The organism is Desulfopila sp. IMCC35008 (genome assembly GCF_010646885.2).
In the GTDB taxonomy this organism is placed as follows: Bacteria; Desulfobacterota; Desulfobulbia; order Desulfobulbales; family Desulfocapsaceae; genus Desulfopila.
Window position 1 is genome coordinate 2,363,313 of record NZ_CP050700.1, and the last position, 15,031, is coordinate 2,378,343.

General features: G+C 45.6%; 15 protein-coding genes. 2 read left to right on the forward strand and 13 right to left on the reverse strand.

What is annotated here, in order from left to right; all coding sequences use genetic code 11:
- Positions 1 to 5 precede the first annotated feature (5 nt).
- The 10 genes from cobT to GA520_RS10440 all read right to left on the reverse strand — a co-directional run bounded on the left by cobT (position 6) and on the right by GA520_RS10440 (position 9,703).
- Complete coding sequence (cobT, locus tag GA520_RS10395; protein ID WP_163336672.1) at positions 6 to 1,073, reverse strand: nicotinate-nucleotide--dimethylbenzimidazole phosphoribosyltransferase; 1,068 nt, start codon at positions 1,071 to 1,073, stop codon at positions 6 to 8.
- Between the two features lie 126 nt (positions 1,074 to 1,199).
- On the reverse strand, positions 1,200 to 1,745 hold the full coding sequence (gene cobU / locus GA520_RS10400) for a bifunctional adenosylcobinamide kinase/adenosylcobinamide-phosphate guanylyltransferase (protein WP_163336671.1): 546 nt from the start codon (positions 1,743 to 1,745) through the stop codon (positions 1,200 to 1,202).
- Positions 1,732 to 2,334 (reverse strand): histidine phosphatase family protein, encoded by a 603-nt coding sequence (locus GA520_RS10405; RefSeq protein ID WP_163336670.1) that lies wholly within the window; start codon positions 2,332 to 2,334, stop codon positions 1,732 to 1,734. The genes cobU and GA520_RS10405 overlap by 14 nt, the downstream gene beginning before the upstream one ends.
- Positions 2,335 to 2,340: 6 nt before the next feature.
- Positions 2,341 to 3,135, reverse strand: a complete 795-nt coding sequence (gene cobJ / locus GA520_RS10410; RefSeq protein ID WP_205749205.1) for a precorrin-3B C(17)-methyltransferase — start codon at positions 3,133 to 3,135, stop codon at positions 2,341 to 2,343.
- The gene (locus GA520_RS10415) at positions 3,081 to 4,073 is read right to left on the reverse strand and encodes a cobalt-precorrin 5A hydrolase (protein ID WP_163336669.1); all 993 of its coding nucleotides are present in this window, start codon (positions 4,071 to 4,073) and stop codon (positions 3,081 to 3,083) included. Before GA520_RS10415 ends, cobJ begins: the two co-directional genes overlap by 55 nt.
- Positions 4,074 to 4,148: 75 nt before the next feature.
- Positions 4,149 to 4,895 (reverse strand): tetratricopeptide repeat protein, encoded by a 747-nt coding sequence (locus tag GA520_RS10420; RefSeq protein WP_163336668.1) that lies wholly within the window; start codon positions 4,893 to 4,895, stop codon positions 4,149 to 4,151.
- Between the two features lie 51 nt (positions 4,896 to 4,946).
- A complete protein-coding gene (locus GA520_RS10425) occupies positions 4,947 to 6,701 on the reverse strand; it encodes a YcaO-like family protein (protein WP_163336667.1) in 1,755 nt (584 codons plus the stop codon).
- Positions 6,702 to 6,817: 116 nt separating this feature from the next.
- On the reverse strand, positions 6,818 to 7,306 hold the full coding sequence (tsaE, locus tag GA520_RS10430; RefSeq protein ID WP_163336666.1) for a tRNA (adenosine(37)-N6)-threonylcarbamoyltransferase complex ATPase subunit type 1 TsaE: 489 nt from the start codon (positions 7,304 to 7,306) through the stop codon (positions 6,818 to 6,820).
- A 160-nt stretch (positions 7,307 to 7,466) separates the two neighbouring features.
- Positions 7,467 to 7,682, reverse strand: coding sequence for a cold-shock protein (locus tag GA520_RS10435; RefSeq protein ID WP_205749204.1), 216 nt, complete (start codon positions 7,680 to 7,682; stop codon positions 7,467 to 7,469).
- 251 nt (positions 7,683 to 7,933) lie between these two features.
- Complete coding sequence (locus GA520_RS10440) at positions 7,934 to 9,703, reverse strand: extracellular solute-binding protein (RefSeq protein WP_163336665.1); 1,770 nt, start codon at positions 9,701 to 9,703, stop codon at positions 7,934 to 7,936.
- 208 nt (positions 9,704 to 9,911) lie between these two features.
- Here GA520_RS10440 and GA520_RS10445 point away from each other — a divergent pair, with 208 nt between their 5' ends.
- A complete protein-coding gene (locus tag GA520_RS10445; RefSeq protein ID WP_163336664.1) occupies positions 9,912 to 11,198 on the forward strand; it encodes a 3-isopropylmalate dehydratase large subunit in 1,287 nt (428 codons plus the stop codon).
- Positions 11,199 to 11,211: 13 nt separating this feature from the next.
- Complete coding sequence (locus GA520_RS10450) at positions 11,212 to 11,739, forward strand: 3-isopropylmalate dehydratase small subunit 2 (RefSeq protein ID WP_163336663.1); 528 nt, start codon at positions 11,212 to 11,214, stop codon at positions 11,737 to 11,739.
- 105 nt (positions 11,740 to 11,844) lie between these two features.
- On the opposite strand, the gene GA520_RS10455 is transcribed toward GA520_RS10450, so the two are convergent.
- From GA520_RS10455 to GA520_RS10465, 3 genes are all read right to left on the reverse strand, one after another.
- Positions 11,845 to 12,783, reverse strand: a complete 939-nt coding sequence (locus tag GA520_RS10455) for a DnaJ C-terminal domain-containing protein (protein ID WP_163336662.1) — start codon at positions 12,781 to 12,783, stop codon at positions 11,845 to 11,847.
- A gap of 534 nt (positions 12,784 to 13,317) precedes the next feature.
- The gene (locus GA520_RS10460; protein ID WP_163336661.1) at positions 13,318 to 13,764 is read right to left on the reverse strand and encodes a single-stranded DNA-binding protein; all 447 of its coding nucleotides are present in this window, start codon (positions 13,762 to 13,764) and stop codon (positions 13,318 to 13,320) included.
- A 126-nt stretch (positions 13,765 to 13,890) separates the two neighbouring features.
- Positions 13,891 to 15,027, reverse strand: coding sequence for a radical SAM protein (locus GA520_RS10465; RefSeq protein WP_163336660.1), 1,137 nt, complete (start codon positions 15,025 to 15,027; stop codon positions 13,891 to 13,893).
- Between the last annotated feature and the right edge of the window lie 4 nt (positions 15,028 to 15,031).

Genomic DNA, 15,031 nt, shown 5'->3' on the forward strand with positions numbered 1-15,031 from the left:
GTATCTTATTTATCCGCTCCGGCCACAGCGGCTTCCTCAAATGTGAGGACCTCTGTCAGTACAGCCACAGCGGCTTCTACGACATTCATGGCAAGCGCAGCTCCTGTCCCTTCTCCCAACCTGAAATTGAGATCCAGCAGGGGTCTTGTACATCCGAGAACCTCCTGCATGTATTTATGTCCGGGTTCCATGGAGCGGTGCGCACAGATTATATAGTCACGGACAAAAGGTTCAATACGGTACGCAACAAGGGCACCGGCGGTAGAAATAAAGCCATCGACCAAAACCGGTTTCCTGTTGGCTGCCGCACCGAGAATAAGACCGGCTATACCACCTATTTCAAAACCACCCACTTTACTCAGAATATCAATGCCATTTTTAGGGTCCGGTTTGTTTATCTCTAAAATGGTTTTAATCGTGTTTACTTTCTTGCTGAGCTGATCATCATCCAAACCTGTGCCTCGCCCCGTTAACGTCTCCACGTCCTTGCCGGTACAAATGGCAGCAATGGCGGTGGATGGGGTGGTGTTGCCTATGCCCATGTCACCTGTCCCAAACAGGTCATACTTCCCGGCGAGATCATTTGCTATCTCTATGCCAGCCTCAACCGCCTTTATGGCATTGGCCTCGCTCATTGCAGGTCCTATCGCTATATTGCTGGTGCCGTATCCAATCTTCTTGTCAATAAACGAACCGGGTTCAATCAATTTGCCAAGATCTGCCGCCACACCCAAATCTGCAACAAAGACATCTGCACCGGCCTGTCGGGCAAGAGCGTTAATCCCAGCCCCTCCCTTGACAAAGTTAACAACCATCTGGGGTGTCACTTCACTTGGGAACTTTGAGACCCCTTCTGCCGTAACCCCATGATCACCTGCCATTGTGACAATGCACTTATTCTTGATCGAAGGTTTGGTTGTTTTGGTGATACCCGCTATGTCGATAGCGAGATCCATAATATCGCCGAGTGCCCAGTGCGGAAGGGCCAGATTATCAAGTCTTTCTTTTGCCGCATTCCTTGCTTCAGAATCCTGCGGGAAAATCTTTGCTTTTGTCTCTTCAAGTAAACCCATACTCTTCCTCTGATATGAAAATTATACAATCGTAGTTACTATATTTTCTGCAGGCGCGTGTTAGATATTTGCTGCCGTGCCAAATTCCCTGCACGCTCCGGTTACGTTTCCTGGAACAAGTCATCTTCAGGATTCTTTCAGGACCATAGCGATGCCACAACTTACCAGGACAACATCTGTGGCTCTGTTGGCGACAATCCTGTTACATCGCCCTACCAGGTCACGGTATTTTCGGGCTAAGGCATTATCCGGAACAATACCAAGACCGACCTCGTTGGTGACAAAGCAGATGTTACCATCAAATTGTTCGGCAGCAAGTACCAGTTTTTCTGCCCGGGCTGCCATGTCTTTTTCGCCAAAACTCTGTCCTTGTTGTTCAGCCTCATAGAGGAGATTGTTAATCCAGAGGGTAAGACAATCGATCAACAAGGTGTCGTATGAACCTTTCAGTGAAATGATTGTATTCTCAATATCATGCTCTTCTTCAAGTGTCGCCCAACCCCGCCCTTGCCGTTCAAGCTGATGGGCATTGATGCGGTCTTTCATTTCAGAATCGGTTATTGGGCAGGTCGCTATAAAACATCTCTGCTTGCCCAGCTTTTCACTCCACTCCAGCGCATATGATGACTTTCCCGAGCGGGCACCACCTGTGACAAGCTTAATTCTGGCCATTTACTTCCCCACTGAGATTAAACCCTGTCAAAACCCCACCTTGATCATGAATATCAATGCGAGTGCAACAACCGGGAAAAACGGTAAACAGCATAGCAGACGAGAGTGGAAGATGTAAAAAGAGACAAATCATATAGCGGATTACGCCACCATGACAAACAACCAACACTTTGTCGTCAGGATGATCCTCAATTATCTTTTTCACCTTCCGAAGCCGCTTGAGAAAACCGGGGAGAGACTCTCCTCGAGGGAATGAAAAAGTTTCAGGACTTTTCATCCAGTCGGATACATCATCCGGATATTGTGAGTTGACCGATGCAAAATCGAGATTTTCCCAAAGACCGAAATCAATTTCCCTGAGTTCCTCAATGGTTTCACTCGCAACTGAAACATTGAGGAGATCGAGAGTCTGTACACAGCGGGTCATGGGGCTGCAAAGGATTGCATCAATGGCCGCCGACTCAACAACTGAACGAACCGCCTTCACCTGCCCTTGCCCCTCTTCACTGAGAGGGAGATCAGTAGTGCCTATAAAGCGTCCATCCGCACCGGTACTGCCGTGACGTAGAAGATACAATCTATGGGCCATGGAATATTACTTTGTCAGTCTATATTTATCACTGTACCCCCTGGGAGTGATCAATTTGCCCTTCCAGGAGAATGTTTTACTGTTGCCGATAATAACGGTGGACTGCATGTTAATCTTGTCCATATCCATATCATCCAAAGTTGTTACATGGATCTCCTCGTGGCCCCTGGTTGCGGCAGTCACGATACCCACAGGCGTTTTTCCACTGCGGTGTTGACTGACAATATCCCTGGCCTTTACGATATGATCCTTCCTCTTCTTCGATTTGGGGTTGTAGATGGCGATAACAAAATCGGCCGAAGCGGCTGCATCCAACCGTTTTTCGATCACCTCCCATGGCGTAAGGAGGTCAGACAGGCTGATTGCGGCAAAGTCATGCATAAGTGGGGCTCCGAGGCGTGCTGCACACCCATTCACAGCTGCAATTCCGGGAACTATATGAATATCGACATCACTGTCACGTTCAACAGCGATTTCATAAATCAGTCCAGCCATGGCATAAATGCCAGGATCGCCACCAGAGACAATAGAAACTGTCGCACCGTCGTCTGCCTCTTCAAAGGCACGGATACACCTGTCCACTTCCTGCATCATGGCTGATGAAAGTACTTTTTTCCCCTCGATAAAAGGGGAAATCAGTTCCAAATAGGTTGAATAGCCAATAATAACATCAGATTTTTTGAGGCAATCAAGGGCTTCGGGGGTTATATGTTCGACCCCTCCGGGTCCTGTTCCAACGACGTTAATCAGTCCCATGTATTCTTTTTCCTTTCCGCAACCGCCATGGTCACGTCTTTCCATTTCATTTTCCGAACAATCAATTCAGTATCATCACCGTTATCGGCTGCTCCCAGGATTGCAGCAGGTTCAGCAACTCCCTGGGCACCAACGGCTTTCATTGCGGCAGATGAAAAAGAGACATCTTTTACCGTGTTCAGTTCATCCCGCGAAAAAAACACGGGATCGATTCCACGTTCTTCTGCAAAAAGCAGGATGCCTTCCTCATCATCCTTGACATCTATCGAACTAATCCCGGCGAAAGCCACTGGTTCAATATTATGAGTTCGGCACAATTCGACAAACGATTTCCTGATGTCGGTGACCCCGGTTCCCCGGTTACAACCGACCCCAAGATACAACGTCCTCGGTATACAACAGAGTCCCTTGAATGTCATGTTTTTATTATAGGTTATTACAAGATCGGCATCTTCAATTGCGGGTGTTAATTGCAGATCATCCGGAAGGATAATTTTGCTATTGTGGTAGTATACCCTGGTCGTTTTTCCATCAATAAAACCAGATGTTATCCGAGTAAGTTTTGAAAAATCCTCAACAACAAGATCATTACGGCGAGCCCACAGGTCGAGTGCGGTCATGCCAAGGACATCGCTTGCCGTCGTGATAACCGGGATGCCACCGGTTATCCGACTCACCGTCTCAGCCAGTTCATTTCCTCCGCCAAGATGGCCAGATAGCAGACTGATGACAAATTTACCTTTCGGGTCCAGCACGAGTACACAGGGATCAGTTTTTTTATCATTTACAAGCGGAGCTATAGAACGAACGGCAATGCCTGTTGCCATAATACAGATGAGGGCTCCACATCGAGACCAGAGGCGTTCGATTTTCTGAGCAACCTTGTCACTACTTCTGTCATGGGTGCAATTTGCAAGTGATGAGGCTATAAGGTCGGCAGTTTTCCGACCCTCAGAAGTAATTGCGACAACGCTAACGTTCATAGTATTATTGGTAGGGATCAGCTGTGAAAGGACGATAGATTACGGCAATAAAGGATGATATGTGAAACTATCATTTTATTTTCTGGATTTTATCGACTGGTAGAGTGCTTCTGATTTTTTTTGCGCCTGGATGATCTCATCCTTTGTTAAAACAGTTTCAAGAAAGTCAACAGCCTGCCCGGCCTCCGCATGTCCATTTGTGGCGGCAATCGAAAACCATGCATAGGCACCGGGCAAGTCAACCTCTGGGACCCCTTCGCCTGAATAGAGCATAATCCCAAGATTATACTGAGCCAGGGGGTGATTTAACTTGGCGGCATCAGAAAACAACTGGTAAGCTTTCTCGTAATCTTTTTTTACGCCGTTACCGGTGAAATAAATGAAAGCCAACTCATTTTGCGCTTCGCTATCACCACTTTCTGCTGCAAGCTTGAACCAGTGAATCGCTTCATCAAAGTTTTTAGGTACAGATTCTCCAACCAGAAAAGATTGGGCAATTATTTTTTGCGATGCAGTCGAACTCTTACCATTCTTGGCAGCACGATAAAGATAGGAGAAGGCCTTTTCCCGATCGATTTCTGTCCCCCTTCCCTTAAAATACATGCCACCGGCAATATATTGCGCTTCTGGATCACCTAATGCGGCAGCTTGCAAATACAGAGAGAGCGCTGCCGGCAGGTTACGTTGCACCCCGTCACCGAAATAGAGTCTTCTGGCTTTCTCCTTAATGAGAGCCACAGACTCAGCCTGACATGGGGTGACGAAGGTGCTCGCAACAACTAAAAGAATAACCGCCGCAATTGCCCTCACATATCGTACCATGGTCTTATATCCTGGTGCTTATGTTATTAATCGTCCCTTAAAAAATATGGATTAATCTTCGTCCCCTGTCGTCAGTGTGGCCAATTCGTTACGGGCAAAATCAAGGGTGGGATCGAGTGTCAACGCAACCGTGAAATACTCGATAGCCTCTTCTTTTTGCCCTAACCGGTTGTAATTAACACCGATATTTGCATAGTCGATGCCTGAAGCGGGGTTGAGATCAATGGCACGTTTGAAGTGCGTGATGGCATCCTCATACCGATCCAGTTTATAATAACAGACACCAAGTGTGTTATGCATATCCGGCCGTTCTTCATCTTCTTCCAATCCTTGCTGCAAAACAGAAATAGCATCGTCCCACTGACCAATATCTTTGAGACAACTCCCCATGTAGGAATAAATGTACGGGAGATCCTCCTGCTCCGGGGATAAACTGAGGGCCCTGTCAAAGTGGTCCAGCGCAGATTCGGGGAATCCCATATGGACAAAATTTTTGCCACGGTAAAATTCAAGATAATAGGCCCCAGGCAAAAGGGTTTCGAGCTGCTTGAGTTTCTCTTCCAGCAGGGTTGGATCATCAACGAGATCAAACAACAATTTTGAGGCAAAAAGACCCACGTCATTGATTCGTGACCTCTCCCTGAAATGAGCTCCAGGAATAATTGTGTACAGGGCCGGGATATCGAGCTTTTCATGGGTCACATCGATCATGAATACCTGCATTCCTTTCTTCTTCAGGATTTCGATACAGTTCTCGATCTCAACCTTCATGTTGTTATCGGAAAGATCGCTCATCTTCGGAACGGCCGTGCATTTATCTGTATCCGTTATATACCGTACTTCCTCCATGGAAAGCGGTTTGGGCAAACCGGAAGCAACATAGTTCGAACCGGTATTAAAATCACCGGCTAACTGGGCCACCTCAGTTATTGCACGAATAAGAGATTTTTCAGGATTCGGGGTTGTACCTGCGGTGTACACTATTTCGCTTTTCCCAGGGAAAGTCGAGCGATCTATGGCAAGTGCGCCAACAGTACTGATGCCAGTGTCGAGAGTGAAATCACTCAGGTACAGCTCAATATTTTCTTTCTTGAATTTTTCAAGAAGATCACATGCGACCTCATCGGTTACACTACCAGGGTCGATTAATGGTGTTTCTATCTCGTCGTGACTCACAAGTGAGCAGACGTGGCGTTCAATAATTTCACACAACCCCTGAAGTGCCGCTTCTTCGTAGGTGTTTCCAGCAGATGGCCCATTGAACTCGTTAATGGCAAAAAACCAGGAAAAAGGAACCAGCTCTTCGACACCGGTGGTAATATTGGTCGCCCAGGCCCACTGCATCGGCAGATTCTCAAGTAATTTTTCAAGTGTTTCAACCGATGTTTTCGAGTCGTGAACAGATTCGAGCAGCAGGCTGATATCCATAACAGGATACCCACCCTTGCGCATCTGGTTATAATCTCCTCTTAGGAAATTCCCCTCGTTGTTTTTAAATGAGAAAAAGGAGAATCTCTCCGCAAGCTCCATGCAGGCAGAGGCTTCCGCCTGTATAGGGGACGCCCCTTTACCCATTTGCTTCTTGGTCCCTGTAAGTTTTGACGCATCATCTCCGCACACGGAAAAGAAAACAGGGATGTCCAGTCGTCCATTATCAATTCTTTTCACTTCGTTCAGGATATTTATTTCCAGCTTTTCGACCTGACTATAGAACCTTTGAAGGGTATCTTCTGGCCGAATTGCTTTATCTTGATCAATGGTGAATGTTTTCAGGCAATCGCTAAATTCAATTTTTGTCTTCTTCATTATGTTAGTTTTGCTTACTTTTTTTTATTTCTTATCAAAGAGGCGTAGTCACTTAACGTTCAATTCCAGTATAACAGATACTATTAATTCACATCCGCTTAAAAACAAACCGTCTTTCAGGTTTCTGTAATACCTGCCTGTTTGATCACTGATTGCAGTCGTTTATGCCAAACATCCTCTTTACAAACACATGTAACCCGCCTCTTATGAGTATCTTCAATTTCAAGGGTAAGGCGCAGACTATCAGCCGGCAAGATTTCAGCAGCTCTGAGAGACCATTCGATAATGCATACCCCCTGACCATAAATATATTCGTCAAAACCTAGATCCTCGACTTCCGTGCAATCATGGAGTCTATAATAATCCATATGGTAGATTGGTAGTCTTCCTGGATATTCGTGTAGTATTGCAAACGATGGACTGCTCACATAGACACCATCCGCGACATCCAGACCAATTGCAATTGATTGGGCTAACGTTGTCTTCCCGGCACCAAGATCACCGTCAAGACAGATAACATCCCCTTTTTCAGCAACCTTACCGAGATGCACCCCGAAAAGAGCAGTTTTTTGTGCAGTTTCAAGCAATAGTGAATAGTTCTTCATAAATTGGTGCAGATAAGTTTTTAAACGCTGATCAGAAGACGAGCAGTTTAGTAGAAAACAAGGAAAAATGATAGGAAAGAACGAGCAGCTGGTGGAAATAAAAAACCCCATGAGCTGGCTAATGCCAGCCCATGGGGTCATTTCAGGTAAGTGTCTACAATCAGTTCAACTTGTGCACGTTTTCAGCCTGCAAACCCTTATCTGTCTTGGCAACTGAAAATTCAACTGGTTCCCCCTCTTCCAGGCTCCTGAAGCCTTCTCCCTGGATAGCGCTGTAGTGGACGAAAACATCACCCTGCCCGTCTGGTCTTTCCAAGAAGCCGTAACCTTTGCTTGCGTTAAACCATTTCACCTTACCTTTCACACGCTCTGACATCCTGCTATCCTCCAATTAATTGCTGGCGGTGTCACTCGCCACGTACATAACGGAATTTCCGTCACATGAGCGTCCCTAACAATAAGGAACATTATCTCCTTGTATCAAAATAATGAATGCGTCGTCAAGGTCATTGGTTTGTTTTTTATACCATCAAGGTGTTGATATAATATTGAATCACATTATTAATCTAGTCGCAAGGCAGAAGGAATCAGCTCCTTTTGGATTGCACCTGAGGAATGGGAAATAGCCTACTTGGTTGCCCACCATGTCATAAGAAACTGACTTGCTGAGTAATAAAGTGGTAACGTTTCAGGCTGACCAAATTTGTTGGCATAGACAATTCGGTGTCCATTGGTATACCAATTAGGCACCAGGTAATACCCATACCACAGGGCACGATCCAGAGCCTTGCAAGCCGCTGTCAATTCTTCACTGTTCGTTGCGTAAATAACCCTGTCAATCAAGCCATCGATTGCCTTTGAGCGAATTCCGGCAAAGTTTCTTGAACCCGGGGTGTCAGCAGCACTTGAATGCCAGTAGTCTCTCTGCTCATTACCAGGCGATAAGGATTGGCCATAGGTGGTAACAATCATATCAAAATCAAACGTTTTTCTTCGCTCAACATAGAGTGTCGGGTCAACAGTTCGATATCGAACGTCCATACCGAGTTTGTTGAGATTTGCAACAAATGATGCCATTACCCTTTCAAAAGTCTGGGAAACCAGAATAATCTCAAAGGAAAACGGCTCACCTTTATCATTAACAAGAACTCCATCTTTGACTTTCCAGCCAGCTTCAATCAGAAGTTTTTTTGCCTTCCTGAGATTACTTCGCAATCCTCCCTTTCCCTTAGTCGTAACAGGCTGAAGTGGTTTTGTGAACACCTCCTCCGGGAGCTCATCCTTAAACTCTGTAAGATACGCCAACTCCAGCCCCTGTGGAAGACCGGTCGCGGCAAATGGCGAATTTGAGAAAAAAGAATTATTCCTGGTGTATTGATCATAAAAGAGCGATTTATTAGTCCATTCGAAATCAAAAGCATACCCTATTGCCTGCCGCACCCTCCTGTCCTTAAAGATTTCGCGACGACTATTCATGAGAAACCCCTGCATACCGGCATTAAGTGAATGAGGCAGAAATTTCTTGATCAACTTACCCGAACTGAAGCCGCTACCATGCAGGTCCCTGGCCCATTGTTTGGCGATATTGATCGACATAAAATCAAAATCACCCGCTTTAAACGCTTCCAGTGAGATAGTTTGATCCTTATAGAACTTCACCGTGATCGTGTCAAAATTGAACATATTTCGGCGAACAGGGTGGTCGACTGCCCAATAGCTTTCATTGCGTTTATAGGTGATATATTTGCCTCGTTCATGTGAACTGACAATATAAGGGCCTGAACCAATCAAACTCCCGTCATCTTTTTCAAAGCTGTCTTTGGGAAAGATCGGAATCTGACTGGCAATCATCGGCAACTCTCGATTCTTTTGCGAAAAACTAAAGCGCACACGCTCATTGTCGAGAATTTCAACACTTTGTATATCTTTATAATAATAAGGGTATAGAGGATGAACTCCGGATCCTTTCAAGGTATTCATCGAATACGCTACATCTTCAACCGTCACTGGGATACCATTTGAAAAACGCGCTTTTTCGTTAATTGTAAAAATGACGGAGAGGTGATCAGCTGCCACTTCTATATCTTTTGCAATCAAGCCATATTCGGAAAACGGTTCGTCCAGGCTCGGTTCTGCAAGAGATTCAAAAACCAGGAGATCCAGCCCCCAGGGGGCCTCTCCCTTCAAGGTAAAAGGGTTGAGCTTGTCGAAGGTTCCTATGTCATGAAGTACAAGGTCTCCTCCCTTCTGGGCCTTGGCTGATGTGTATTCAAAATATTCAAACCCGGCAGGATATTTGAGATTTCCGTCGATTGACAGTCCATGTGCTCCAAAGGCATTCAAATTGCAGACTAAAAAGGATAGGAACAAAACCATACAGGATAGACGTATACGCATATTTAACTCCGTTACAGGGAACAATATAACATACTGGATTCATGTGACATTAATATCATGTAGCAAGAATATCACTTTTTGAGTAGAATGTCGAACTCTCCGGGAACTCCTCACTGTTCCCGGGCGATATAAAACGGATGTCAGACCCTGTTTTACTTGAGTATCTCTTCCGGGGAGTCATCATCAATCAACACACTGGAGTACACATATGGGCAAGACCATAGCAGAGAAGATATTTGCTGCACATTTACGCGATCAACCCTCGAAAGAAAACATGGTGCTTGAACTTGATGCCGTGTTCTGTCACGAGATAACAACCCCGATTGCCATTATGGACCTGATGGAAAAGGGCATGGATAAAGTCTATGACAATACTAAAATCAAGGCTGTCATCGACCACGTCACCCCGGCCAAAGATTCCAAAACTGCCATGCAGGGAAAAATCATGCGTGACTGGGCCAAGAGACACGATATAAAAGATTTTTTTGATATTGGTGCAAACGGTGTCTGCCATGCACTCTTTCCTGAGAAAGGTTTTGCAAGGCCAGGTTACACCATTATCATGGGTGATTCACACACATGTACACATGGAGCTTTCGGTGCATTTGCTGCCGGGGTCGGAACCACAGATCTTGAGGTGGGTATATATAAAGGTGTCTGCTCCTTTCGTGAACCCAAAACCATGAAGGTCACCCTTGCCGGAACAATGCCGAAAGGGGTTACTGCAAAAGACGCGATTCTCGCGATTATTAAAAATATATCAGTTAACGGAGCAACAGATCGAGTAATAGAGTTTGTTGGGCCTGTTGTAGACGCCATGACCATGGCAGCCCGTATGACTTTGTGCAACATGGCTGTTGAGGCCGGGGCGACCTGCGGCATTTGCATGCCAGACAAGGTGACGGCTGAATACCTCTGGCCTTTTATCCAGGAAGATTACACCAGCATCGACGACGCAATACAAGACTTTGCCAAATGGCATTCCGATACTGACGCAGAGTATTCCCAGGTTATTGAGATAGATGTCACCTCACTTACCCCGCAGGTTACCTTCGACTTCAAACCAGATCAGGTAAAAGATGTTGCCGATTTAGCCGGATCCCCTATAGATCAGGTATATATCGGTTCCTGCACCAACGGTCGTATTGAGGATCTGCGTGATGCCGCATCTATACTAAAGGGCAAAACACTTGCTGCAGGTGTAAGGGGAATCGTAACACCTGCAACTCCTGCAATATACAGTCAGGCACTTGAAGAAGGCATTATCAAAATCTTCATGGATGCCGGTTTTTGTGTCCTTAATCCGACCTGTGGTGCATGTCTCGGCATGAGCTCCGGTGTTCTTGCAGAAGGTGAGGTTTGCGCATCAACAACAAACAGAAATTTTAACGGACGTATGGGTAAAGGCGGCATGGTACACCTCATGAGCCCATTCAGTGCCGCAGCGGCAGCCATTACAGGCGTCATCACTGATCCGAGAGATTATCTGGTTTAAGAGGAAGGAAATTATGAAAGAATTTGGTGGAACCGCTATTTTTCTAGATCGAAACGATATTAACACCGACGAGATTATCCCGGCAAAATATCTCACCGAAATCAGTAAGGCTGCTCTCAAACCTCACCTGCTGGAAGATTTACTCCTGGAAGGCCAGTCATTTGATCCGCAGGGCAAAGAGCTTCAGGACGCAAAGGTAGTCGTTAGCCGTGGAAACTTCGGCTGTGGATCTTCGCGTGAACATGCGGTATGGGCTTTTGAGGTAAATGATATCAATATCATTATCGCCGAGAGTTTTGCCAGGATATTCAGGCAGAACATGTTTAATTGCGGCATCCTGGCAATTGAGTTGCCAAGGAAAGACATCAACGAGCTATTCAACATGGAAGGGACACTCTCATTCGCAGTCAACATGGAGAAACAGCAACTGCTTGCAAGCTCATCAGGAAAGGAAAAGAGTTTTTCTTTTGAAATAAACGGTTTTGATAAAGACCTGGTCAGTGCCGGTGGCTGGTTGGCATACGCGGATTCTAAGTATTGACCTTAGACCAAGCCCCTCATGATCGGTGTGTTGATGCACAAAATAAACAGGGCTGAAACCAATATGGCTTCAGCCCTGTTTAAACCTGTTCTCTTCTTCAGTTTTTTATAAACCGACATCCTTAAGTTTTTCAACCAACTCCCGTTGGTCGTCACTAAGCTCTTCGGGAACTTTCACGGCAAGTTTCACATAAAGGTCTCCTCGTTCACCAATCGGGCCAACGGGAAGGCCATATCCACGGATGCGCAGCTTGGATCCATTTACTGACCCGGACGGGACTTTAACCGCGAATTTTTTCTTTTCCAGTGTTTCAACTTCCACCTTGGCACCAAGGCACGCCTCACTATAATTTATCAGGCGGGTCACGATAAGGTCGTCTCCATCACGCTCAAAATCAGGGTGTGGGGCAATGTCAACCTTCAGGTAAAGATCCCCTGCAGGCCCGCCGTTTCGTGAAGCTCCACCCTTCCCTTTCAGCCGGAGTTTTTTTCCTTTTTCAATTCCTTTGGGAACTTTTACAGATACCTGCTGGGCCTGACCGTTTTTCCTAAGGGAAATATTTCTCTCAGAGCCGTTCAGTACGTCATCAAGGGTAATGGTTATCTGATAGGTCATGTCCTGACCTTTCTCAGGCTGGTGACACCCGCCACCCCCGCAACCTCCACCCATTCCTCCGCCTTGGCCAAAAAACGAGTTAAATTGTTGCCCACCGCCCATGCCATTCATAAAGCCGGAAGACCTCTGACCACCACCCATACCAAACCCGAACTGTTTCAATATGTCATTGAGGTCAAAGTTCCTGAAGATATCTTCCTGGGAGTAGCGCTGATGAAAGTCTGTAGATCCATAGGTGTCATATTGCTTTTTCTTCTCTGCATCGGAAAGAACAGCATAAGCCTCACTCACCTTCTTAAACTTTTCCTCAGCTGCCTTATCTCCCTTATTTTTGTCCGGATGATACTTCAAGGCAAGCTTCCTGTACGCCTTTTTTATCTCATCCGAGGTTGCACTTTTGGCAACGCCTAAAGTTTCGTAATAATCCATCCCTGCACGACATTAATTATATGTTTATAAGTCAGGTTACCTCTTTTTTCAATTACCTCCACAATAGGAATGTAAGCCTTCCTCGTCAAGGTGGCAGAAGCCATATAATACAAGTAATTTTCATATGGGCTTAAATTGTTTTCAATGGTCTCTATCGCCTGATAAAACAGGAGCATAATCAATAAACATTATCGTTATGCAGAACATTGAATTGTTCCCGGAAGATTTCATGTGCGTCTAGTGATCCTCAGGACCGATTCCCTCCTTAAAAGAGGCAGGAACCAGGAATTCTGCGACTCAGAAAAAAGCCAGTACCTTGTTATTGTTTTACAGGTTGGCTACCTGACAACCACTGATTGACGAAATATAGATAGACTATAAGCACTTTTCGACGGAACTCTGACTCATATTCCCGAGAAGGCAAGTGGTTACCAAATCAAAAAGAATAAAATTCACATACGATAAATAAAAAAAAGCCCCGCAATGCGAGGCTTTTTGATACATTTTTTTTACAAAACGACTCTCAGGTACTCTCTAGAACGGCACATCTTCTCCTGTACCCGGATCGGAAAAGCCAGGTGATGAGTCAGGGAAGGAATTATCCTGATACCCCCCCCCACCGCCATGACCTCCTTGACCGCCCCCGCCGCCTTCTCCTCGCGAGCTAAGCATTTTCATTTCCTTGGCGATTATTTCTGTGGTGTAACGGTCTACCCCGTTTTGATCGGTCCACTTCCTGGTCTGAATCCTTCCCTCAATATACACCCTGGACCCTTTTTGCAGGTACTGTCCGCAGATGTCAGCAAGCTTTGCCCAGGCAACAATCCGATGCCACTCGGTATTCTCCTGCATCTGGCCATCCTGCCCTTTCCATCTTTCGGTGGTGGCGATATTGAATGTGGCCACCTGTGTACCGCTCTGGGTATATCTCATTTCCGGATCGGCACCAAGGTTGCCGATAAGAATTGCTTTATTAATCATGACACTGTTCTCCTGAATTTAAAACGCTGACGCGTCCTGTGGTTTGCTTCTAATTGACAGCTTAATATACGTAAAAATAGATAAAGGACAAGGGGAATATGTATTGAAAAAACAAAGGTGATCCACTCACCCTCCGACACTATAGCCCCAGAATGCCTTTTCAAGCATGGTGTGAATCCCACCCTTTTCTTCAGGCACGAAACCCATTACATCGCGCCATACCTCATCACTTTCCATACAGAAATAAATAGCTGTTTTTTCGTCTGCATATTTTTTTAACCGATTGTAAATTGAGAGATAAAGTTGAGTCCGATTATCACGGAAATAGCGTGATTTCCCATCCAGCCCCTCTATAAACTCCTGAAAATAAATAGTTGAACCAGGAAATCTACGAACACCAATATCTTTCAGGTGAGGAAGATATCGCAAAGCACCAAGTGAAATCCAGACGATAGATTCGGCGGGAAGCTCCCTGTAAAGATAATCAATGGTCTCGAAATACTCTTTCTCCCAGTTCTCATGATCGACAATTGGGTCAAAATGAAAACCTACCCGGTACCCCCATGAAATACATTTTTTTGCAGCCTCGACCCTTTCGGCAAGACTTGCCGCCCGCATTTCTTCCTTTTGCAGAATTCGAGTTGAATTGAGTGACCAGCTGACAATGGTATTACTGTTATGCTCGAGATCCTGAAGGTAATCAACGACACCGCTTTTTGTTTTCAACTCCAGCATCCCGTTTTTCTTTGCTGCCATAAACGGTACGAGTTTTTCACTAAGGCGGGTAATGGAATCTATTGCCAGAGAATCGGTAAACTCCCCGGTGCCTATCCGGTACAACTCTTCCGGATGAGCAGATAATTCCGTCTCTATCTCATCCAGCATTCCTTCATAATTCACGTAAAAAGAAATCCATGGGTTATTGAGATACGCTTGCAGTATGCAATATACACAATCTATAGGACAGTTCATGCCAGTGTTCAACACATGGTAATCACAACATCTGTATTCCCTGGTGGCTGGACACGGTTTTAAAAAATGTCCTTTGTTCCTGGTGAGGTAGAGGTGACGTTTTCCATCCGAGAGATTGGCTGGAAAGTCCCTCTCGGAGACAACAGGCGACTGTCCCACCGGTACAATAACAACGTCACCTGAAAACCTCTCGATTATTTCCTTGGTATATTCATTATTCTTACAGTCTTCGTCAACATGCAACGTCGTGATATAAGAGGATGGGTCACGCCATGATTTCAATACGTCCATCGAG

Excerpts from the sequence above, each read along its gene's own strand:
- GA520_RS10415 (WP_163336669.1), bottom strand. The coding sequence starts at position 4,073 with ATGAACGTTAGCGTTGTCGCAATTACTTCTGAGGGTCGGAAAACTGCC.
- GA520_RS10465 (WP_163336660.1), bottom strand. The coding sequence starts at position 15,027 with ATGGACGTATTGAAATCATGGCGTGACCCATCCTCTTATATCACGACG.
- GA520_RS10420 (WP_163336668.1), bottom strand. The coding sequence starts at position 4,895 with ATGGTACGATATGTGAGGGCAATTGCGGCGGTTATTCTTTTAGTTGTT.
- GA520_RS10445 (WP_163336664.1), top strand. The coding sequence starts at position 9,912 with ATGGGCAAGACCATAGCAGAGAAGATATTTGCTGCACATTTACGCGAT.
- GA520_RS10425 (WP_163336667.1), bottom strand. The coding sequence starts at position 6,701 with ATGAAGAAGACAAAAATTGAATTTAGCGATTGCCTGAAAACATTCACC.
- cobJ (WP_205749205.1), bottom strand. The coding sequence starts at position 3,135 with ATGGAAAGACGTGACCATGGCGGTTGCGGAAAGGAAAAAGAATACATG.
- GA520_RS10450 (WP_163336663.1), top strand. The coding sequence starts at position 11,212 with ATGAAAGAATTTGGTGGAACCGCTATTTTTCTAGATCGAAACGATATT.
- GA520_RS10455 (WP_163336662.1), bottom strand. The coding sequence starts at position 12,783 with ATGGATTATTACGAAACTTTAGGCGTTGCCAAAAGTGCAACCTCGGAT.
- tsaE (WP_163336666.1), bottom strand. The coding sequence starts at position 7,306 with ATGAAGAACTATTCACTATTGCTTGAAACTGCACAAAAAACTGCTCTT.
- GA520_RS10440 (WP_163336665.1), bottom strand. The coding sequence starts at position 9,703 with ATGCGTATACGTCTATCCTGTATGGTTTTGTTCCTATCCTTTTTAGTC.
- GA520_RS10435 (WP_205749204.1), bottom strand. The coding sequence starts at position 7,682 with ATGTCAGAGCGTGTGAAAGGTAAGGTGAAATGGTTTAACGCAAGCAAA.
- GA520_RS10460 (WP_163336661.1), bottom strand. The coding sequence starts at position 13,764 with ATGATTAATAAAGCAATTCTTATCGGCAACCTTGGTGCCGATCCGGAA.
- cobU (WP_163336671.1), bottom strand. The coding sequence starts at position 1,745 with ATGGCCAGAATTAAGCTTGTCACAGGTGGTGCCCGCTCGGGAAAGTCA.
- GA520_RS10405 (WP_163336670.1), bottom strand. The coding sequence starts at position 2,334 with ATGGCCCATAGATTGTATCTTCTACGTCACGGCAGTACCGGTGCGGAT.
- cobT (WP_163336672.1), bottom strand. The coding sequence starts at position 1,073 with ATGGGTTTACTTGAAGAGACAAAAGCAAAGATTTTCCCGCAGGATTCT.